Raw genomic sequence first — 20,121 nt, forward strand, 5'->3', positions numbered from 1 at the left:
AAAGCGAGCATCTGGAGGGGAAATCAACCACAACTCACTACCTGGTAAATAGCAACAAAGTATGTGAAAACAGCCTTGTTAAATGATATCTCCAAAAGGCCATTTATGGTACATTTTTAATAAAACATTCAAGGAAAAGCGTATCGGAGGAAGGGTTATGAACGAAAGGGATTGGCATATTTTAAAGGTGTTGCATGAACATAAGAATATTACTAAAACGGCGCAAAATTTATATATTTCACAACCTTCTTTAACGAAACGGATTCAACAAATAGAGAAGGAATTCAATCTAAAGATTGTGGAGCGGGGAACAAGAGGAGTGCAGTTCACCCCTCAAGGGGAATATTTGGCCATCTGTGCGGATGAGATGCTGATCAGGCTCCGGCAGATAAAAGAGACAGCATTCAATATGGGTCAGGAGATCAGTGGAACATTACGGCTGGGTGTTTCCAACTATATTACGCTGCATAAATTGCCTGGCCTGTTGAGATTATTTCGTGAACGATATCCTAAAGTGGATTTCCATGTGACTACTGGATGGAGTAAAGAAGTACTGAATCTCATTTACAAGGAAGAAGTGCATGTCGGGATCGTACGGGGGGACTATCAATGGTCAGGATCAAGGCATCATCTATTTGAGGAAACGATTTGTATTGCTTCTAAGGAAAAAATCGAAGTTCGGGACCTGCCCTCATTGCCGAGGATCGATTATAGGACCGATGCCCTTTTAAAAACAATGATCGAAAATTGGTGGAGGGACAATTTTTCAGGACCTCCTTTGGTGGGTATGGAAGTGGATAAAGGGGATACATGCAAAGAAATGGTCAGGAATGGACTGGGATATGGGATCCTTCCTAGTGTTTTATTGGAGAAAGACCAAAGCCTCCATCAAATGGACCTTAAGGATAAGCAAGGAAATCCACTTATCAGGAATACATGGATGTTATATCATGAAAAGTCGCTGGAATTAAAACTGGTCAAAGCGTTTGTCGAATTTGTCAAAGATGTCGATTTCATGAGTGATATTTAAATAGAAGCGCAGAAACCTCTGTGCTTTTTTTGCCATTCCATTTTTGAATGGTTAACGATAATTTATTGGTATTTTAATTATGGTTTTCCCGGCATTATGATAGATGGGAGATGTAAATCAACAGGAATTAGCCTAAGGAATGGAGAGGAAGTCAAGTGAGTGTCCTGTTTCTAATCGTATTGAATGTCATTGTGCCGGTCTTTTTCCTTATAGGGGCGGGGGCCATTATGCATCGTAAATTCAAGCTGGATCTGAATACGCTGTCTAAATTGAATAACTTCCTGCTCATGCCGGCCATTAGCTTTGTCAATATATATCAAAGCAATATGGGCGGGGGGATGATTGTCCAGATATTCAGCTTCCTTGCTCTTCAAGCAGTAAGCCTCATCATCGTGAGCTCAGTGATTGCTAAACTTGCCAGGTTCGATCAAAGTCTCTCTGCCACGTTTAAAAATAGTGTGGTCTTGAATAACTCAGCCAATTTCGGGTTACCCGTCAGTCAGATGGTTTTTCAGGCCAATCCTCTTGGCCTGTCGATCCAAGTCATCGTGATCATTTTTCAAAACCTGTTGACCTATACCTATGGATTGATGAATTCCGTTTCCGTCCATACAAAAAGTGCCAAGGGTGCCATTCGCGAGTTCCTGAAGAACCCCGTCATTTATGCTCTTTTACTCGGTCTACTATTACAGGCCACTTCTTTCGAAATTCCTCTGTTCCTATGGACCCCGATTAATAATATCGCGAGTGCTTTCATAGCCATAGCCTTGATTACATTGGGTGCACAGAGTGCCTACTTGAAAATGACGCATTTCCCTCTTCCGCTTATCCTTAGCTTGATTGGACGTTTAATACTCTCGCCATCCATCGCATTCCTGATCATTCTCATGCTGGGCTTGGAAGGGACTGTCGCTCAGGGGTTATTTATCGCAAGTTCATTTCCAACATCTAGAAACAGCGCATTATTCGCTTTGGAATATGACAACCATCCGGAGTATGCGGCACAGGCGGTCTTGATGTCGACTTTATTCAGCAGTATAACGGTAACAATGGTCGTATATCTATCAAAAATACTATTCTAGCAGGGCTGCTCGCAATGGGCAGTCTTTTTCCACATGTCCACCCATAAAACTTTATGAACAATATGGAGATTATGAAATTTATGTATTTTAGGTGAATAATTAAAGAAAAGGAAGATAATTTTGTAGAATTAAGAAAACGCTTTCAAAAGGGGGATTCATATGTTTTCTCGTAAAAAGATTTATGCGGTCATATTGGCAGGTTCTCTAGCTTTAAGTTTAGGTGCATGCAGCAGTTCGGATACATCAGGAGAGAAGAAAGAAAGTACAGGTTATCCGAAAAAGGCCATTACGATCGTTGCTCCTTCGGGTGCAGGTGGGGGATGGGATTTAACGGCCCGTTCATTTACAAAGGTCTTGGGGGAGACAAAACTGGTGAACCAGCCATTAACCGTCGAAAACAAACCCGGTGGCGGGGGTGCTGTCTTCATGGCGGATTATGCGACACAGCAAGCAGATAATAATGACATGCTTTTCGTGAATTCACCGCCTGTCATCATCAATAACCTTAAAAAAGAGGGAAACAGTCCTTATGGATATAAAAATACGACTCCATTGGCGCAGCTGACAAAAGATTATGGAGCGATAGTGGTAAAGGCGGATTCTGAATTCAAGGATTTGAAATCAATGCTGGAAGTGGTGAAGAAAGATCCTCGTAAGTTAACCTTTGCGGGAGGATCGGCTCCGGGATCCATGGATCATTTGATTTCCATTCTTCCAGCCTATGAATATGGCTTGAATCCAACTGAACTTAAATACGTCTCGTACGACGGTGGCGGAGAAGCGATTACGGCGTTGCTTGGTGGAAATGCGGATGTGATCGGAACGGATGCATCCAGTGTCAGGGAATTTTTAAAAGCAGGAAAGATTAGAGTGTTGGCCGTAACCTCGACTGAACGCTTGGGTGGAGATCTTAAAGACATACCGACGGCAAAGGAACAGGGTGTCGATGCGGTATTCACGATTTGGAGAGGCGTTTTTGGACCTCAGAATATGTCTGAGGAAGCGAAAACCTTTTGGGACGGATCCATTGCAAAGTTAGTTGAAACCTCTGAATGGAAAAAGGAAGTGGAAGTTCAAGGATGGGAACAAGAATATAAAAATAGTGAAGAATTCAGTAAGTTTTTAGAAGAGCAGGAGAAACAGGAGCAGAAATTATTAGAAGCTTTAGGCATGGAAAAATAATGGAGAAGAAGGAGGTGCTTTCACCTTCTTCTTATTTTCTGAAATGGAGGGATAAGGATGGACGTGAAATTCGATCGCTTTGCATCCGTAGCTTTTCTGGCTGTCGGAGTGCTGTTTATGATAGGTAGCAGGAAGCTATCCAGTTCTTCTTATGGAAGTTCGGTAGGACCGGACATTTTCCCTTTTGTATTGGGATTGGTCCTTGCCGCTTTAAGCATTCGCCTGTTCTATGAGGCGTATCGTAGCAGGAGACAAGAGTCGAGTAAGGAAAAGCTGGAGTATAAGCCCTTTATCATTATTTTTATTTCAACCTTGATTTATATTTTGACACTGGAAACGATAGGATATGTCATTACGACCTTTCTCTTTTTATTTGTTTGCTTTCAAACGATGGAACGGAATAAGTGGGTGACATCGCTCATCATTTCCGCAGGATTTTCCGGAATCGTCTATTTTTTATTCGTGAACGTTTTAAAGGGAACATTGCCGGGTTGGCCAATCTGGTTTTCATAAAAGAAAGGAGGATGGGAAGTGGACACTTTTGTTTATTTAATGCAGGGATTTGAAACGGCACTTATTTGGTATAACATACTTTTTGCATTTGTCGGGGTATTGATCGGAACCGCTGTCGGCGTTTTGCCTGGGATCGGACCGATGAGCGGTGTGGCTCTTTTAATTCCGGTAACCGCCTCGATTACAGGTGGACTTCCACCAGAGCAGGCGGCGACAAGTGCCATCATTTTACTTGCAGGTGTTTATTATGGAGCGATGTATGGAGGGTCGACGACCTCCATCCTATTGAATACACCGGGCGAATCTTCCTCTGTCGTCACGACATTGGATGGCTACCAAATGGCGAAGAAGGGCAGAGCCGGGAGTGCGTTATCCATTTCGGCCATCGGTTCCTTCGTTGGAGGGATAGTCACACTTATTGCCATGATTGCCTTAGCTCAGCCATTATCGACGATTGCCATTAAATTCGGTCCGGCTGAGTATTTTTCGCTCATGATTCTAGGTTTGGCGGCTGTCAGTGGTCTCGCGGGAAAATCCGTAACAAAGGCGTTAATTATGACTGTTTGCGGCTTGCTGATTGGGACGATAGGCATTGATAATGTATCAGGAATAGCTCGTTTTACTTTCGATGTTCCCTGGTTATATCAGGGGATTGAATTCCTGACAATTGCAGTAGGATTATTCGCCCTTGGAGAAGTGTTCAAGACGATCTTAGAAAAAGAAGAGGATGACGGGGAAATCGCGAAGATTAGTAATTTGATTCCTTCCAGAGAAGAGTTCAAGGAATCTGCGGGTCCCATTGCCCGGGGATCGCTCTTGGGTTTCTTTGTAGGAATCCTGCCGGGTGCAGGGGCCACTCTTGCTTCTTTCTTCTCATACCTTATGGAAAAACGGATTTCAAAAAAACCCGAGAAATTTGGCACGGGGGCGATTGCTGGAGTGGCTGGACCTGAAACGGCCAATAACGCCGCGTCTGGGGGAGCGATGATTCCATTATTGACGCTGGGGATTCCAGGTTCTGGTACAACGGCCATTTTAATGGGTGCACTCATGATGTACAATGTCCAGCCTGGTCCATTATTATTCGAAGATCATCCTCAGGTGGCTTGGGGACTTATCGCAAGTATGTTCATTGGGAATCTGATGCTCCTCATCCTTAATCTACCGCTCGTTAAGGTTTTTGCGAAAATCATTGAAACGCCAAAGAAATATTTGATTCCGATCATTATCGCAATTTCCATTTTTGGCGTTTATGCGGTACAAGTATCGACTTATGATTTATTGCTATTATTAGGATGCGGGGTCTTGGGATATTTCTTAAGTAAAAATGATTATCCTATCGCCCCATTGGTATTAGGGCTGGTCTTAGGACCGATGATAGAAAATAATATGCGCAGGGCCTTGACGATATCCGATGGGGATTACAGTTTGTTTTTCACTCGGCCGCTTTCCCTAACCTTCCTGATTGTAACGGCATTATGGCTGCTCATTCCGGTTTTACTTAAGAAGAGGGGGAAGGATGTTGTCATTAATATTGAAGGTTAACTGATATTTTCTGAATGTTATGAAAACCCCTTTTTTAAAGGGGTTTTTTTTTATATGATGTATGAAGAGGTGATTGAATGCGTTTACACACCAAGCTGATGCTGGGCATCTGTACGTTAATCATCTTAATGGGGGGAATCTTTGAAGTTATTTTTATAAATATCTTAGAAAATAACCTGAAACAGGAAACAGGGGAAAAAGCATTGTCGGTTGCCCAGACCATTTCTTTGCTGCCTGAGATTAAACAAGCTTTTCGGACGGAAAATCCTTCTGTAATCATTCAGCCCATCGCGGAAAAGATTCGCAGGCAGATCGATGCGGAATTCATAGTAATAGGAGATGAGAATGAAACACGGCTGTCCCATCCGAATCCAAACTTGATCGGGAAGAAAATGGTAGGGGGGGATAACGGCGAGGTTTGGAATGGGAAATCCATCATCACGGAATCGACTGGGACATTGGGTCCTTCCATAAGGGGGAAATCCCCGATAATGGCAAATGGAAAAGTCATTGGTGTAGTCTCTGTTGGCTACCTTCAGGATGATATTGAAAAAGAAGTGTCCAGAATACAACGAAAGATAGTATGGACCATCTCTTTTATCTTAATCGGCGGTTTATTAATAGCCTTTTTCATTTCATTAAATATAAAAAAGGCGATATTGGGTCTTGAGCCGAAAGAGATTGCCTGGATGTTTCAAGAAAAGCATGCCATTTTGGAAACGATTCATGAAGGCATCATCGCCATTGATGTTCATGGGAAAATCACCGTCGTCAATGAAACGGCACATAAAATCCTGGATATCCCTAAAGACGTCATGCTTCGCGGGGAAAAAATTGAAGAAGTCATCAGGCATACACATTTGCTGGATGTGGTCAGCACGGCACAGGCCGAGTATGACCAGGAATTCATGATTGACGGTGAAATTTTTTTGGCAAGCCGGATTCCCATTTTGAATGGACAGGGTGAAGTCATCGGTGCTGTTGCAAGTTTGCGGAATAAGTCGGAACTATCCAATCTCCTTCAAGAACTATCACATGTAAAGGCGTATGCAGAAGGGCTCAGGGCCCAGACACATGAATATTCCAATCGGCTCTATACTCTATTAGGCCTGATCCAACTGGGATCCTATAAAGAAGCGATTGATTTCATATCGAAGGAAGTGGATGTCACTCAAGGCTTCATTCACTTTCTGATGAAGGAAGTGCCTGATCCGATTATTGCCGGGTTCATTTTAGGGAAAGTAAGTTTAGCCAGCGAGCTGAAAATTGATTTTACTATTGATAGAGAAAGCAGTTTTAAAGATATTCCGCCCGAAATAGATCGGGATTTATTAGTGACGATCATCGGCAACCTTATCAATAATGCCTTCGAAGCTGTACGCGAAAATCAAAGGGAGGAAAAAAGGGTATCGTTGTTCGTGACGGATCTGGGTAAAGAGTTGATCATTGAAGTTGAAGATAATGGGAAAGGATGAATTCAGAAGTTACCGAACGTATTTTCCAGGACGGTTTTACGACGAAAAGCCATCAAACCAATTCAGGTATAGGTTTGGGCCTTGTTCAGGAAGCGATTGATGGATTAGGGGGATATATCACTTTTTCGACGAAAGAAGGGGAATATACGATCTTTACTATAGCACTGCCAAAAAACAGAGGGGTGATTTCATGATGGCGAATCGCGATATAGAAGTTTTAATCGTAGAAGATGACCTGCGGATTGCTGAGATACAAAAGCTATTCATCGAAAAGCTTGAGGGTTTTCAAACGATCGGGATCGCCTCAAGCTATGACGAAGCTAAAAGCTTCATTGAAATCATGCAGCCGGATCTATTGCTGCTCGACATGTATTTCCCGGATATGAATGGGCTCGATATCCTGAAGGAAATCAAGCAGCAAAGCAAACAAATGGATGTCATTATGATAACGGCGGCTAAAGAAATCGAAAAAGTCCAGGAAGCCATCAAGATCGGCATATTTGATTATATTATCAAGCCTGTGGCATTTGAACGTTTCAAGCAGTCCTTACACAGATATCAAGAGTATCACATTAAACTATCAGAATTGGAAAAGGGCAATTTTCCCGTAACGCAGCAACAGGTTGATAAGCTTTTGCGAAAGGAAATGAAAGAAAAAGAGAGGGAACAGTCTTCACTGCCAAAAGGGATCGATCGGATGACTTTGGAGAAGGTGATGGCTGTGTTGGGGAAATCCTCCCCTGGGTTAACGGCCGAAATAGTGGCAAAGGAAATCGGGGTGAGCAGGACAACGGCAAGGCGTTATCTGGAGCACTTGATGTCAGAGGAAAAAATTGATGCCGATTTAACATATGGTACGGTAGGACGTCCTGAACGGGTGTATGCCATCAAGTTATAAATGGGTTCGCCAAGCCGGCGGATCTTTTTTTTATTTGATCGAATGAATGTCAGGCATTTTCTTGGAATCAGATTGATTGGAAGTCATCGTTTTTTTTGAAGGGTAAAAATGATGAAAGAGGAAAAAATAGGTGTGAAAGTGTTGAAGCAGACAAGTATATGACAAGTGTCATGGCAGGGAATTGACGTTTATGACTATAGAAAATCGGTTATTATTCCTATAATAAAAGAAGAAATGGAAGCATAACCAATCCATTTAAACACCCATTCCTATATATTATGAGGAGGAAATCATGAGTCATCATAATCATAATCAAAAACAATTGAGAAAAGATATTGCCCCTTTTGAAAAATCCAATACTAAATCAAGCGTGAAACAGCTCATAAATACATTTCCGCCATTTTTCCTGTTATGGTTTTTAGCTTATCAAAGCTTAACCATTTCATACGGGCTGACCCTTTTATTTGCCGTCCTGGCTTCAGGATTCGTAGTCAGGATTTTCATCATTTTCCATGATTGCTGTCATCAATCGTTTTTCAAAAGCAGGAAAGCGAATAGCATCCTGGGTACAATCAGTGGAATCGTTACATTATTTCCGTATGAGCAATGGAAGCATAGCCACTCCATACATCATGCAACAAGCAGTAATTTAAACAAACGCGGTACAGGAGATATTTGGATCATGACCGTTGATGAATATATCGCCGCTTCATTCTGGGGGCGTCTGGCTTACCGTTTATATAGAAATCCGATCGTCATGTTTGGATTAGGTCCATTCTATCTATTCCTTGTATCGAATCGTCTGAATAAAAAAGGCGCAAAAAAGAAGGAACGCATGAATACGTATTTGACTAATGCCGCAATCGTGGTGATTTATGGTTTGTTATGCTTGGCTATCGGATGGCAGGCATTCCTGATGATTCAGGTACCGCTTCTTTTTGTAACTGGATCCCTGGGCATCTGGCTGTTTTATGTACAGCATCAGTTCGAAGATTCTTATTTCGAAGAGGAATCGGAATGGGATTATGTGAAGGCTGCCATTGATGGAAGTTCTTATTATAAACTTCCGAAGGTTTTACAATGGGTAACTGGTAATATCGGTTTTCACCACGTGCATCATCTTAGTCCAAGAGTGCCGAACTATAATCTGGAAAAAGTCCATGATTCCACCCTGCCTTTGCAGCAGGCAACGACAATCACCCTTAGTTCAAGTTTAAAATCACTTCGATTCCGCCTTTATGATGGGGAAAACAAGACGTTTGTAAGTTTTAAAGAGATTAAGGAACGTCTAAATGAGAAAAAATCAAAGTTGGAAATCAATAATAAACGTCCAAGTCTTCAAGGGAAATAAATAGTTAATCAAAAAACCATTCAATTTCCATTGGATGGTTTTTTGATTAAACACCTTAGTATATACTAGGAGAAAAAGAAATAGAGGCGGCGCCATGCAAAGTTGGTATCATATCTTTCCTAAGAACACAGGGCTGAGCCCTTATGTCTGGATCATTTTTTGTATCCTTCCTTTTTACTTCATTTTCAAATCTTCATCGATGTTGGAGACTGTCTTTGGAATCGTCATGATCATTTTGTTTTTCATATCATATGGTCTCTCATTCGTTTCGAAGGGATGGCCCGTATACGTATGGACGGCTATACAAATAGTCATATCCATATCCATGACCATATTTTTCAGCTACATTTACTTTTCACTCTTTTTAGCATTCTTTATTGGGAATGTTCAAAATAAGGTTGGCTTTTTCGTATTATATTCGATCCAGCTATTAGCCACCATCGTATCTGTCAATATTGGATTCATCATGAAAGACCCTACCTTCTTTTCGCAATTTCCCTTTATGCTCATTTGTGTAGTGGGCGTGATCCTTCTCCCATTCAACACATATAATCGGAATAAACGTGATAGGCTGGAAGAACAATTGGAAGATGCACATAAAAGAATTTCCGAGCTTGGCAAAATGGAAGAACGCCAGCGGATTGCCCGTGATCTACATGATACACTTGGACAAAAACTTTCTTTGATTGGCTTGAAAAGTGACCTTGCAGGGAAATTGATTGATTTAAATCCGGAGTCGGCTAAGAAGGAAATCAAGGATATCCGTCAAACGGCGAGGACGGCACTCAAGGAAGTACGGGAAATGGTGTCGGAAATGCGTGGGGCCAAGCTATGCGATGAAATCATCCGGGTCAAGCAAATATTGAAAGCGGCAGAGATAGACTTCAATTTGGAAGGCACAACGGAATTGCAAGATACTCCATTGCTTGTTGAAACGGTTTTAAGCATGTGCTTGAAAGAAGCTGTGACAAATATCGTCAAACATAGCTGTGCCGACTCATGTAATATCGTCATCGAAGAATTACAGACAGGAGTGACGATGAAAGTCCAAGATAATGGAGTGGGACTTTCACGTAAATCAGAATTTTTTAAAGGTAATGGACTTCAAGGAATGAAAGAAAGGCTTGAATTCGTTAATGGCAGCCTGGATATTAAATCAACAGATGGAACTGCACTTTATATAAGGGTTCCGAATGCTATAAAAAATAATGGATAGGTGGGATTAACATTGATTAGAATCGTAATTGCTGAAGACCAAAGGATGCTGCTTGGCGCTCTAGGTTCTATCCTTGATCTGGAAGAGGATATGGAAGTTGTCGGAAAAGCGAGCAATGGGGAAGAAGCAATGAATCTCGTTAATCGTTTAAAGCCAGATATCTGCATTACGGATATTGAAATGCCAGTTAAAACCGGGCTTGATGTAGCGGAAGAGATCAAGGATCAGGGCCACCAATGCAAAGTCATCATTTTAACCACGTTTGCACGCCCTGGTTATTTTGAAAGAGCCAGAAAGGCCGAGGTAGGTGGATATCTGCTGAAGGATAGTCCAAGTGAGGAACTGGCGAACTCGATCCGTGTCATCATGGACGGTCGGCGCATATATGCTCCTGAGCTGGTGGATATGGCTTTTGAAGAAGAAAACCCTTTGACTGAAAGAGAGTGTCAAGTGCTCCAATTAATTGCAGATGGTAAGAATACGAAGGAAATTGCCAGCCAGCTTTATCTGACCAATGGAACGGTCCGTAATTATATTTCGGTCATTCTTGATAAATTGGATGTAAGCAATCGCGTTGAAGCTATTGTAAGATTCAAGGAAAAGGGCTGGTCAAAAGATTGATCAAAGGGTACATCCCTTTTGGAGCGATTGGCTTGGAGGCTTCGTAAATCAAAAGACACAGTGTTAAGATTAGGATATGGTATATTAGATTTTATTACATATATACAGGAAGGTGTTGACCATTATGCAAAAAGCTATATTTGCAGGAGGCTGTTTTTGGTGCATGGTGACACCATTTGAAGAACAACCCGGGATTGGGGGAATCGTATCCGGTTATACAGGGGGACATGTTGAAAACCCTACTTACGAGGAAGTGAAGACGGGAACTACGGGACATTATGAAGTCGTCGAGATCACTTTCGATCCCCTGTTATTTCCTTATGAAAGACTGCTTGAACTATATTGGCAGCAAATCGATCCAACCGACGATGGCGGTCAATTCCATGACAGGGGAAGCCAGTATCGAACGGCCATCTTTTATCATGACGAAGCTCAAGAGAAACTGGCCATTGAAGCGAAAGAAAAGGTTGCAGCCAGCGGGAAATTCCAGAAACCCATCGTAACGGAAGTCCTTCCTGCCCAAACCTTTTATCCTGCCGAAGAATACCATCAAGGCTTTCATAAAAAAAACAAAGATGATTATAAAGCGGACCGTGCGAAATCAGGACGCGATGAATTCATTGACCAGCATTGGAACGGTGAATGAACTGGATCATTATTAAACGATCAGTTGATTACAGGTATCGGCTCTCTTTCCGCCGACTGTCTGCCAAGCTTCCTCGCCGCAAGCGGCAGTGTGGTCTCGGCAAGCCAGTTATTCGGGATGAAGCCGTTCCGAACCCCATTTTGGACAAACTGTGACTATGGAAATATTCCATAGTCTTTTTATTATGGTTAGCCATTGATACTTAGGCTTTTATTATTTAGCTATGGAGAAATTTTTAATGATTGTGAGGAATCTGTGTATGGTGTCTGTAAAGACCAACTTGGACTTTTCACATCCGATTCTTTTTTTTTGACCTTTTAAAGGCACAAAAATTTTAAAGTAATTATTTCATGGGATTTTTATGCGGAGTGTTCAATTTCTCATGATATTTTCATTTTTATTCAGTACACTAAGAGGTGGGTGGTGGTAATCATGAATAAAAGGATTTTAATAATAGAAGATGAAGAAAAAATCGCGAGGATCCTCCAGCTGGAACTTAATCATGAGGGTTATCTAACTGAATCGGCTTTTACCGGAAAGACAGGTCTGCAAAGGGCAGAATCCGAAGAGTGGGATTTAATCTTATTGGATGTGATGCTACCCGAGTTGAATGGCATAGAAGTACTTAGACGTTTCCGGAAAAAGAATGGATCTACACCAGTCATTCTTCTAACCGCAAGGGATGCTGTACCAGACAAGGTGAATGGCCTGGACCATGGTGCGAATGATTATGTAACGAAACCGTTTGAGATAGAAGAGCTGCTGGCCCGGATCCGTGCTTGTTTTCGTACAAATGTACGTGAGAGCCAATCAGAAGGGAAAGCGGATGAACTTAAGGTCCATGATCTGCAATTGAGCCTTGGTACAAGGGACCTTCTCAGGCAAGGCAACAGGATCGAGCTGACTTCCCGCGAGTTCGATTTGCTGGTATATCTATTGCAAAATAAAAATCAAGTACTCTCAAGGGAGCAAATACTTACACATGTATGGGGATATGACTTTGCAGGGGATACGAATGTGGTTGATGTGTATATCCGTTATTTACGAAAAAAAATAGATTACCCCTTTGATTTGCAGCTCATACATACTTACCGCGGGGTAGGGTATAGCTTGAAGGAGCCGGTATGAAGATTCGGACGAAAATCCAATCGTACTCCAGTCTTTTTTTAAGCGTCATGCTTATATTGTTGAGTATCATCGTTTTAATCGCCTTTCTTTGGATATCTGTTGAGAGGGAAAGGGATCTGCTCGAAGATAAAGCTTCATTAATTGAAGAAAATATCCTGACGAAAGATTTGATTTCCGGTGATCCCGATTTAATGGAGCCGTATACCCCTGATGATGGAATGGTGCGGATATTTGACACAGATGGAAGGTTGATAAAATCGTTTACGGATGAAGAGGACCTTGAGGGGCTAGCGGTTAAATCCATTAATGAGAAAGGATTTGATTTTAGCAAAGCTGATGGGGATTACGTGTTGACCTACCGTTACGCATATCCCGAAGAAGGGAAGAAGCTAGGAATGATCGAGGTGACACAGCCGCAGGATACCCTCCTTGAAAATTTATCGACTCTTGCCCTCGTATTAGGTGGTGCATCCCTTTTTGTCATTCTTCTATCCATTTTTGCCGGTAAATGGCTGGCCAATCTAATCCTCAAACCCATATCGATCATGAGCGGGACAATGATGGATATTGAGAAAAGTGGAGAATTCAAAAGGATCCCGCTTTCGGATCAATCAAAGGACGAGCTACAGGTAATGGGGGTGTCATTCAACAGGATGATAGAAAGGCTTGAGCGGAATTATAACCGACAGCAGCAATTCCTTTCAGATGCTTCGCATGAATTGAAAACACCGATTACGGTCATAGAAAGTTACTCTTCACTATTGAAACGCTGGGGAATGAAGGATGAGGCGATTCTGGAGGAGGCGGTGGAGGCAATCCATCATGAAGCCATCCGGATGAAACAGCTGACGGAACATCTACTTCAGTCCGCTTCCGAAAGTGAACCTTCAAAGGATATTGAAGGAAAAGTCGAACTTATTTCGTTTTGTGAACAGATTGCCCAAACATTTAGAAGGACGGCAAACCGTGAAATAAAGATACAATCCGAGTTTAAGGAAATATATGCAATGGCCATTTCCAGCAAGCTTGAACAGGTGCTTGTCATCCTATTGGACAATGCCATGAAATATAGTGAATCGGATATACAAATCCTGATAAAACGGAGGGCTAATGAAATTTTCATTGGTGTTAAAGATCAAGGGGCAGGGATATCACCAGAACATCTACCGCATGTATTTGAACGTTTTTATCGCGTGGATTCATCAAGGGCAAGGAAAACGGGAGGCAATGGACTCGGGCTTTCCATCGCTCGAACACTTGTCGAGTCATTCGGCGGTAAACTGGAAATTCAAAGCGAAGTGGGAGAGGGGACGTTGGTGACTATTACTCTTTCTCATCAAATTCTAATCTAGCGCTCATGTTCGTTTCATGAATGATGTTTATTCTTAAGGTAACAACTCAAAGGAGGAATTATTCATGAAAAAGCAGTGGGCTACGATAAAAGAAGGTATCATTCAAAAGAAAAAGGTAATCTTGACGGTTTCCATAGCTTCTGTATTGCTTTTCGGCGGTGCCGCTGGAACTGCGGTATATGCAGTCAATAAGAGTGCGTTATCTGAGGATGAGGCTATCAAAATGATTTCAGAAAAACTGGGCGGTAAGGTTACTCAATTTGAAAAGGATTGGGACCAGCCGATGACCTATGAGATGACCGTTAAAACGAATGAAGGCTATCAAGATGTAGAGGTCGATGCTGAAAAAGGAGAGATTCTTTCTCGGGAGATGGAAGACGAAGACGATGAGGAAATGAGCACACAACAAGCAGTGGAAATTGCAAAAATCAGCATGGATCAAGCTGAAAAGATTGCCTTGAAAGAGGTGGAGGGTCAAGTGACGGATGCAGAGCTTGATTCAGAGAATGGCATCCTTGTGTACGAGTTGGAGATAAACCAGGGACAAAAGGAATATGATGTAGTGATAGATGCCACTACGGGGAAAGTATTGAAAAACCAGTTGGATGATTAATCAATATCTAGAACTGAAATGTGTGAAGGATTTGCCAAGTGGCAGATCCTTTTTTATTCACAATGGCATATCCGATTGAAAAGTGAGGCCGATCCAGACTCCCATTTTCCTACATATAAATTCTGAATTACTCTTTCTCAGCCGATCTAAGAAGGTATTAAATGGGGGACTCGCGAATAGGGGCAATAAGGAATTTTATTCAATGGAGGAATGGCGATGGAGAGTTTAGAAAGGGCACTGATATTAAGGGGCAAGAAAGAATTCAAAAAATCCAATCAATTATTGATGGATTTGGCAAAGCAAAATCCAGAGGATGCAGTCATACAGTATCAGTGTGCCTGGAGTTTGGATATTCTTGGACTAGAGGTAAAGGCGGTGCCCCATTATGAAGCTGCCCTCAAACTAGGTTTGCCGGATGAGGACGCAAAAGGAGCCTACCTAGGGCTGGGGAGCACATATCGCACCATTGGGGAATATGAAAAATCAAAACGGACATTGGAAGCGGGGCTGGCAAAGTTTCCTGAGGATAGGGCTTTATTGGTATTCAGGGCCATGTCATTTTATAATTTGGGCCGACATGATCTAGCGATGGAATCCTTATTGAAAATAATTGCGGAAACCTCTAAGGATCGAGAAATACAATCTTATGCAAAGGCCATAGAATTCTATAGTGATAAACTGGATAAAGTTTTCTTGGAATCGTAATCATTCATCCCCAAACTATCCACAAAGCGTGCATAAACAAGTCATTAATACATATTCGAAATGAATTAATCAACAAAATTCAACAAAAATGAAGGGAAATGTTTATCGATGACTTGTTTTTAGTCATTTTACAGGCAAAATAATGTGGATAACCTCGAATTGTGGATAACTTTTCGTTGTTATTCACCCCTTTTCCACAGGTAATCCACATATTCACCTTTATATGATAAAAATCACTGAAAAAGCGATTAAGCATCCATGAATTTGTTTCTGTAGTGACTTAAGGCAAGTAGCGGGTAAATATAGCGATAGCTGTGATAATGGGTATACAAAACGCTTGCCATGAGCTGGCCTGCAGGATAGTCATTGGTCCAGTCTTCTTTTTGAGCTCCGCGGGTGAGATAGGTGATGCCCTTTTCAATTTCAGGTGTGGGTTTGTCAGATGTTGCAATCAACGCATCCACAGCCCAAGCCGTATGTGTCAGGGTACTGGTCCCGAGAGGCATATAATGCTGCTTGATGTCACTATAACAAGATTCACCCCAGCCGCCATCTTTATTTTGGATTTTCTTTAACCAGGAGATGGCCTTTTTGATGGCAGGATGTTCAGAGGAATGCCCTACGGCCTTCATGCCAGTCAGTGCCGACCATGTGCCATATAGGTAACATATTCCCCAGCGTCCGTACCAGGAGCCGTCCTGCTCCTGATCTTTCAAGAGCCAATCTACGGCCTTTTTGCTGACTTTCCCAGGTTTCTTCAAATTTGTATAGTTCCCTAGAAATTCAAGCGTCCTGCCTGTTAAATCAGCTGTCGACGGATCAGTCAAGAGGTAATTTGATCCTTCGAAAGGAATGAGATGTACCCATTTAGGATCGCTTTCTCGTTCAAATGCGGGAAATCCTCCATCGTCATTTTGCATGGAAATTGTGAAGGCGACACCACGCTGCCAGCTGTCCAGATTATCAGGTCTTGTTTGCATTTGACCTGCAAGCGCCCGTAATGATGCCGTCGTATCATCTACATCTGGATTCATTGTATTCAAATCAGAGAAACCCCAGCCACCTGGGACCGCGTCAGGATTATGAATTAACCAATCTCCATACATATAATGCTGGCGTGACAGTAAATACTGATTGGCGGACTTTACAGTTTCATCTTTTGATGGCAGTCCGGCTTCTTGCAGGGCATAACTGATTAAGGATGTATTCCAAACATGTGCTGTTGTAAGTTGGATATGTGTGTGACCATCAACGGAACAGGACATTCCCTTCAAACCGGAAACAGCTTTTAGGATTACAGGATCTTTTTTCGAGTAGCCGGTTGAAAGTAGGGCAAAAATCATGAAAAAGGTAGGCCCAAAATAATTATACAACGTTCCGTCGGGTTCTAGCCGGTCGAGCATAAATCGTTTTGTGGTTTCTAGGGCCAAGGAATGAAGATAATCTGGATAACCAATTAAAGTTTTGACACCTGTTTGAAGTTTGGAAAAGAAGGAGCGGTATTCGTCGGTTCGATATTCCTTCCACACATGCTCTTCAGACCGTTCCTCCCTTGTTTGATATAAATCTTTTAAACTAGGTGTGTTTGGGGACATGATCTGGAACCTTTTATGTCCTAGTAAAAGCAAAGGGACCATGGTGACACGGCCATATACGGATAGGTCATAAATGCTGAAGAAGAAGGTTGGCGGCAGTAATATAGCTTCGAGCGGGATCGGGAATAGGAGTGGCCATTTATATTGTCCAGTGATGGTGAGCATCATTTTAGTTAACATTTTGGCCTGTTTAATTCCACCCTTGGAAAGAATGAATTGTTTGGCTTTCCTCATATGAGGATCTTGTTTTTTTCGCAGTCCGCTATAAAGGAGACCATAATAAGCTTCAATAGTGACTGAAAGATTACCGTCTTTTTCATCATGGAAAAGTCTCCAAGAGCCGTTTTCCGTTTGTCTGCTTTCAATCCTTTTTACTAATGCCTCTATTAAAGAGGCATCTTCTATTTCTAAAACTTTAAGTAAAATAATCATATAGGCATCAGCTGTTATCCCAGTGTCAAAGGGATAATTCCAAGATCCATCTGCTGATTGGTCTTGTTTTAAGCGATGAATAAGGCGGTTCATTTCCAATTGCACATGCTGGTTCAAAGTCGTTCCCCCTCTTAAACACATCGTCCGTTTATATATATATTCAAAAACTCTCAACACATTCAAAAAATAAAGTCCGCCAATAGGTTTAAAAGTGAATTAAATAGGAGTTCAAAAATAAAACGCTTCAGCAACGAAAGCTGCTAAAGCGTTTTAGAAAGTAATCGAAATGCATTATTTAACTGGTAATGCCGATTGTTTCATGTAGCGGTAAATAGGTAATTCTCCGCCCTTAACAGCGGGAATGAAATTGAATGTCACGTAGCTGTCTATGCCTTCTGGTTCGAGGGCCAGGGAAATGAAGTTAGCGTCAGGTTGGTCCATGTTAAATACATAGCTTCCTTTTGGGAAAACCCGAGTTTTGGAAGTAACGGTGGTCGTGACTTCCCTTGTGGAATGTCCGCTTTCCAGTTCAGCGGAAACTTTTAGATCCTTGACCCTATAGTTTTCAACAGCTACTTTCATAGGTCTTTTTAATTTTTTGACTTCTACTCCCAATAGCTGAAGTTTCTTGGCAATATCTTTATATTCGGATGGAAGGATATAGGCTGTCGGACGATCTCTAACCAGCGTAGGGTAGGCAGCGGTAGAATCCAGCCAATCGATGGTGGTATCGACCTTTTTCGCTATATCGACCACTGTTAACCTTTGATTTTTCATTAATTTATTTTGGCTGGTGATGACAATTTTGTCATTATCATTTGCTTTTCTCCCTTTTTTCACCACTTCATTTTCCGCCTGCTTGACCACCTTTTTTACTTCATTGGCCTGATCAGCCGTCGTTTTAATGAAGGCAGCCTGAGCTGAAGCTTGTGCATAAACACGACGTTTGAAGTCAGTACGGCCGATATTGATACCCCTTGTTTCAATTAAATAGGTCATTGTATTTTTCAATCCGAGAGCGTTGCGACCGATGCGGGCTTCTGTGCTTCCTTCAGTAGCGGTAAGAATTCCAGTATCAGAAGTATCGAGTGTATAGTAATCATGATAGGAAAGCTTTTCTTTTTCCAATGCTTTGAAAACATTAGGTAAAAGCAGTTCATCGGATGCTTTTCGAAGCTGTTCCGGAATATTTAAATTCTTTGCTGATGAAATGAGCAGATCATAGGAAGCGATGGATCCATTTGCGCCTACCTTTTTAAGGGGAGCGGGGTTCACTGTATATTCATGTACATCAAGAATGACTTCAGGCCCATAATCATTGATGGTTTGATGAATAGTCTGTACTTCAGGATACTCCACTTTTAAATAGTCCCTATTCGCATCCATGTCATTTGCGGTAAAACGTTTGAAGTAATAGGAGCCATCTGGATTTACGCGTGGAACGATGGCAATGTTCACTTTATCGAGGACGTCACCAAGTTTTCCTTCGGCAAGCCATTGTGCAATGACTAATGTTGATTCACCTGAAGCGGGTTCATTGCCATGGATCTGACCTTGTATCCAAATCAATGGTTTACGGGAATCCTTATTGAGTTTTTTTGAATCCTTGCTGAAAAGAAGCATTGGAATGTCGCGTCCTTCTATTGATTTACCTATCGTCTTGACTTGGATGTTCTTGTTTTTATGGGAGAGGGACTTGATATGACCAATCATTTCTTCTTGGCTCGTAAAAGCGATCTTGCCTTGTATAAAGGCAGGGGTCTTGAAAGAAACATTAGGTTCAGGGAAAAGGTAGGAGAGGTTATCAGGTTGAATATAGCTTGGACCATTTCCATAATAAGGGGTGAATTCTTCTGTCATTGCGATGGGGTTCTGGCTAGGCAATCCAGTGACAAGACCTAGGGTTACGAATGAAACGATTGTAGGAATGATTTTTTTCACGGACGTCCTCCTATATATCTTTTTCCATAAATTATCATATATTAAGCTATATATACAGTATAACCGTAGGAACTAGAGAAAAACAGGAAGTATCTACTAGATCAATAAAGGCATTCCATGGCTTGCAGCCCAGTAAAACTCTCTCTGTCAAAAAAAGAGTGTGGATGTTTTTCGATTACATAAGGGAATGACTCTGATGCATAACAACCTTCCCATGGGCTTATCTTTCTAAGGGGAATGGTGGCAGAAAGAAAGTTAGTAATTACTTTTCATAGTTATTCATCCCCTGGATTCTGTATACTTAGAGGTAGATAGTTGAAATTTCCATAATAAAATACGGTTCAAGCAATTTGCTTGGCCCGTATCATTTCAATTCATCATATAACTGATTTAAAAGATTCCGTGAATCCTTGGCGTTCATTATCTGGCCATTCACTTTCGCATAGGGGGTTTGCTTACAAAGTTTACACTCACTTAAACATTCATATTCCTTATATTGAATCCTTGGATTCGCTAAGAATTTACCATAATCAGCAACCGTTTGTTCATCAAGGAAGCGGTCAAGATTATTTTGGCAAAATTCAATCTGGATTTTCCCTTTTTTTTTGAACACTTTAGATAGGAAGTTTTTCATCACATCGCTTCTTTCATTAGAAGAGTAAATATTTGTTATTATGATTTTATCACTTCCTGTAGCGAAATGCATGAGTGGTTCTTCCATTATCCGGAGTTTATCAAAGTAATTCCCTTGTATTTGTTGACACATGTCAAAGAAATGGTAGAATAAGAATGAATG

19 protein-coding genes are annotated in these 20,121 nt (G+C 41.6%); 16 read left to right on the forward strand and 3 right to left on the reverse strand.

Features of this window, described 5'->3' with window-relative positions:
- Window positions 1-157: 157 nt before the first annotated feature.
- The 16 genes from N9I19_RS11500 (at window position 158) to N9I19_RS11575 (ending at window position 15,357) form a co-directional block, all read left to right on the forward strand.
- Complete coding sequence (locus N9I19_RS11500) at window positions 158-1,030, forward strand: LysR family transcriptional regulator (RefSeq protein ID WP_317777854.1); 873 nt, start codon at window positions 158-160, stop codon at window positions 1,028-1,030.
- A 155-nt stretch (window positions 1,031-1,185) separates the two neighbouring features.
- Window positions 1,186-2,112 (forward strand): AEC family transporter, encoded by a 927-nt coding sequence (locus tag N9I19_RS11505; protein ID WP_317777855.1) that lies wholly within the window; start codon window positions 1,186-1,188, stop codon window positions 2,110-2,112.
- Between the two features lie 159 nt (window positions 2,113-2,271).
- Complete coding sequence (locus tag N9I19_RS11510) at window positions 2,272-3,294, forward strand: tripartite tricarboxylate transporter substrate binding protein (RefSeq protein WP_317777856.1); 1,023 nt, start codon at window positions 2,272-2,274, stop codon at window positions 3,292-3,294.
- Between the two features lie 57 nt (window positions 3,295-3,351).
- On the forward strand, window positions 3,352-3,807 hold the full coding sequence (locus N9I19_RS11515; RefSeq protein WP_061465532.1) for a tripartite tricarboxylate transporter TctB family protein: 456 nt from the start codon (window positions 3,352-3,354) through the stop codon (window positions 3,805-3,807).
- Window positions 3,808-3,846: 39 nt separating this feature from the next.
- The gene (locus tag N9I19_RS11520) at window positions 3,847-5,352 is read left to right on the forward strand and encodes a tripartite tricarboxylate transporter permease (RefSeq protein ID WP_375166270.1); all 1,506 of its coding nucleotides are present in this window, start codon (window positions 3,847-3,849) and stop codon (window positions 5,350-5,352) included.
- Between the two features lie 77 nt (window positions 5,353-5,429).
- Entirely contained in the window at window positions 5,430-6,827 is a 1,398-nt protein-coding gene (locus N9I19_RS11525; protein ID WP_317777857.1) for a PAS domain-containing protein, read from the forward strand.
- Window positions 6,824-7,021, forward strand: a complete 198-nt coding sequence (locus tag N9I19_RS11530; RefSeq protein WP_317777858.1) for an ATP-binding protein — start codon at window positions 6,824-6,826, stop codon at window positions 7,019-7,021. Before N9I19_RS11525 ends, N9I19_RS11530 begins: the two co-directional genes overlap by 4 nt.
- On the forward strand, window positions 7,018-7,725 hold the full coding sequence (locus N9I19_RS11535; RefSeq protein ID WP_230300562.1) for a response regulator: 708 nt from the start codon (window positions 7,018-7,020) through the stop codon (window positions 7,723-7,725). The genes N9I19_RS11530 and N9I19_RS11535 overlap by 4 nt, the downstream gene beginning before the upstream one ends.
- A gap of 292 nt (window positions 7,726-8,017) precedes the next feature.
- Window positions 8,018-9,076: a Delta(5) desaturase DesA gene (desA, locus tag N9I19_RS11540; protein ID WP_317777859.1), complete on the forward strand. Its 1,059-nt coding sequence runs from the start codon at window positions 8,018-8,020 to the stop codon at window positions 9,074-9,076.
- Window positions 9,077-9,170: 94 nt separating this feature from the next.
- Window positions 9,171-10,292 carry a sensor histidine kinase gene (locus N9I19_RS11545; protein WP_317777860.1) on the forward strand — a complete coding sequence of 374 codons (1,122 nt, stop codon included), beginning with the start codon at window positions 9,171-9,173 and terminating at the stop codon, window positions 10,290-10,292.
- Window positions 10,293-10,304: 12 nt separating this feature from the next.
- Complete coding sequence (locus N9I19_RS11550) at window positions 10,305-10,913, forward strand: response regulator transcription factor (protein WP_061465526.1); 609 nt, start codon at window positions 10,305-10,307, stop codon at window positions 10,911-10,913.
- A 124-nt stretch (window positions 10,914-11,037) separates the two neighbouring features.
- Window positions 11,038-11,559: a peptide-methionine (S)-S-oxide reductase MsrA gene (msrA, locus tag N9I19_RS11555; RefSeq protein WP_317777861.1), complete on the forward strand. Its 522-nt coding sequence runs from the start codon at window positions 11,038-11,040 to the stop codon at window positions 11,557-11,559.
- 432 nt (window positions 11,560-11,991) lie between these two features.
- Window positions 11,992-12,687, forward strand: coding sequence for a response regulator transcription factor (locus N9I19_RS11560; RefSeq protein ID WP_061465524.1), 696 nt, complete (start codon window positions 11,992-11,994; stop codon window positions 12,685-12,687).
- Window positions 12,684-14,039, forward strand: coding sequence for a sensor histidine kinase (locus tag N9I19_RS11565; RefSeq protein ID WP_317777862.1), 1,356 nt, complete (start codon window positions 12,684-12,686; stop codon window positions 14,037-14,039). Before N9I19_RS11560 ends, N9I19_RS11565 begins: the two co-directional genes overlap by 4 nt.
- 64 nt (window positions 14,040-14,103) lie before the next feature.
- Window positions 14,104-14,652 (forward strand): PepSY domain-containing protein, encoded by a 549-nt coding sequence (locus tag N9I19_RS11570; protein WP_317777863.1) that lies wholly within the window; start codon window positions 14,104-14,106, stop codon window positions 14,650-14,652.
- Between the two features lie 216 nt (window positions 14,653-14,868).
- Window positions 14,869-15,357: a tetratricopeptide repeat protein gene (locus tag N9I19_RS11575; RefSeq protein WP_317777864.1), complete on the forward strand. Its 489-nt coding sequence runs from the start codon at window positions 14,869-14,871 to the stop codon at window positions 15,355-15,357.
- A 248-nt stretch (window positions 15,358-15,605) separates the two neighbouring features.
- On the opposite strand, the gene shc is transcribed toward N9I19_RS11575, so the two are convergent.
- From shc to N9I19_RS11590, 3 genes are all read right to left on the reverse strand, one after another.
- Window positions 15,606-17,501, reverse strand: coding sequence for a squalene--hopene cyclase (gene shc, locus N9I19_RS11580; RefSeq protein ID WP_317777865.1), 1,896 nt, complete (start codon window positions 17,499-17,501; stop codon window positions 15,606-15,608).
- Window positions 17,502-17,675: 174 nt separating this feature from the next.
- On the reverse strand, window positions 17,676-19,325 hold the full coding sequence (locus N9I19_RS11585; RefSeq protein WP_317777866.1) for a M14 family metallopeptidase: 1,650 nt from the start codon (window positions 19,323-19,325) through the stop codon (window positions 17,676-17,678).
- 364 nt (window positions 19,326-19,689) lie between these two features.
- Window positions 19,690-20,031, reverse strand: coding sequence for a DUF1450 domain-containing protein (locus N9I19_RS11590; RefSeq protein WP_317777867.1), 342 nt, complete (start codon window positions 20,029-20,031; stop codon window positions 19,690-19,692).
- Window positions 20,032-20,121 lie beyond the last annotated feature (90 nt).

Source organism: Peribacillus sp. CSMR9, assembly GCF_033141925.1.
In the GTDB taxonomy this organism is placed as follows: domain Bacteria; phylum Bacillota; class Bacilli; order Bacillales; family DSM-1321; genus Peribacillus; species Peribacillus simplex_A.

Excerpts from the sequence above, each read along its gene's own strand:
- N9I19_RS11500 (WP_317777854.1), top strand. The coding sequence starts at position 158 with ATGAACGAAAGGGATTGGCATATTTTAAAGGTGTTGCATGAACATAAG.
- N9I19_RS11510 (WP_317777856.1), top strand. The coding sequence starts at position 2,272 with ATGTTTTCTCGTAAAAAGATTTATGCGGTCATATTGGCAGGTTCTCTA.
- N9I19_RS11515 (WP_061465532.1), top strand. The coding sequence starts at position 3,352 with ATGGACGTGAAATTCGATCGCTTTGCATCCGTAGCTTTTCTGGCTGTC.
- N9I19_RS11520 (WP_375166270.1), top strand. The coding sequence starts at position 3,847 with ATGCAGGGATTTGAAACGGCACTTATTTGGTATAACATACTTTTTGCA.
- N9I19_RS11525 (WP_317777857.1), top strand. The coding sequence starts at position 5,430 with ATGCGTTTACACACCAAGCTGATGCTGGGCATCTGTACGTTAATCATC.
- N9I19_RS11530 (WP_317777858.1), top strand. The coding sequence starts at position 6,824 with ATGAATTCAGAAGTTACCGAACGTATTTTCCAGGACGGTTTTACGACG.
- N9I19_RS11535 (WP_230300562.1), top strand. The coding sequence starts at position 7,018 with ATGATGGCGAATCGCGATATAGAAGTTTTAATCGTAGAAGATGACCTG.
- desA (WP_317777859.1), top strand. The coding sequence starts at position 8,018 with ATGAGTCATCATAATCATAATCAAAAACAATTGAGAAAAGATATTGCC.
- N9I19_RS11545 (WP_317777860.1), top strand. The coding sequence starts at position 9,171 with ATGCAAAGTTGGTATCATATCTTTCCTAAGAACACAGGGCTGAGCCCT.
- msrA (WP_317777861.1), top strand. The coding sequence starts at position 11,038 with ATGCAAAAAGCTATATTTGCAGGAGGCTGTTTTTGGTGCATGGTGACA.
- N9I19_RS11560 (WP_061465524.1), top strand. The coding sequence starts at position 11,992 with ATGAATAAAAGGATTTTAATAATAGAAGATGAAGAAAAAATCGCGAGG.
- N9I19_RS11565 (WP_317777862.1), top strand. The coding sequence starts at position 12,684 with ATGAAGATTCGGACGAAAATCCAATCGTACTCCAGTCTTTTTTTAAGC.
- N9I19_RS11570 (WP_317777863.1), top strand. The coding sequence starts at position 14,104 with ATGAAAAAGCAGTGGGCTACGATAAAAGAAGGTATCATTCAAAAGAAA.
- N9I19_RS11575 (WP_317777864.1), top strand. The coding sequence starts at position 14,869 with ATGGAGAGTTTAGAAAGGGCACTGATATTAAGGGGCAAGAAAGAATTC.
- N9I19_RS11590 (WP_317777867.1), bottom strand. The coding sequence starts at position 20,031 with ATGCATTTCGCTACAGGAAGTGATAAAATCATAATAACAAATATTTAC.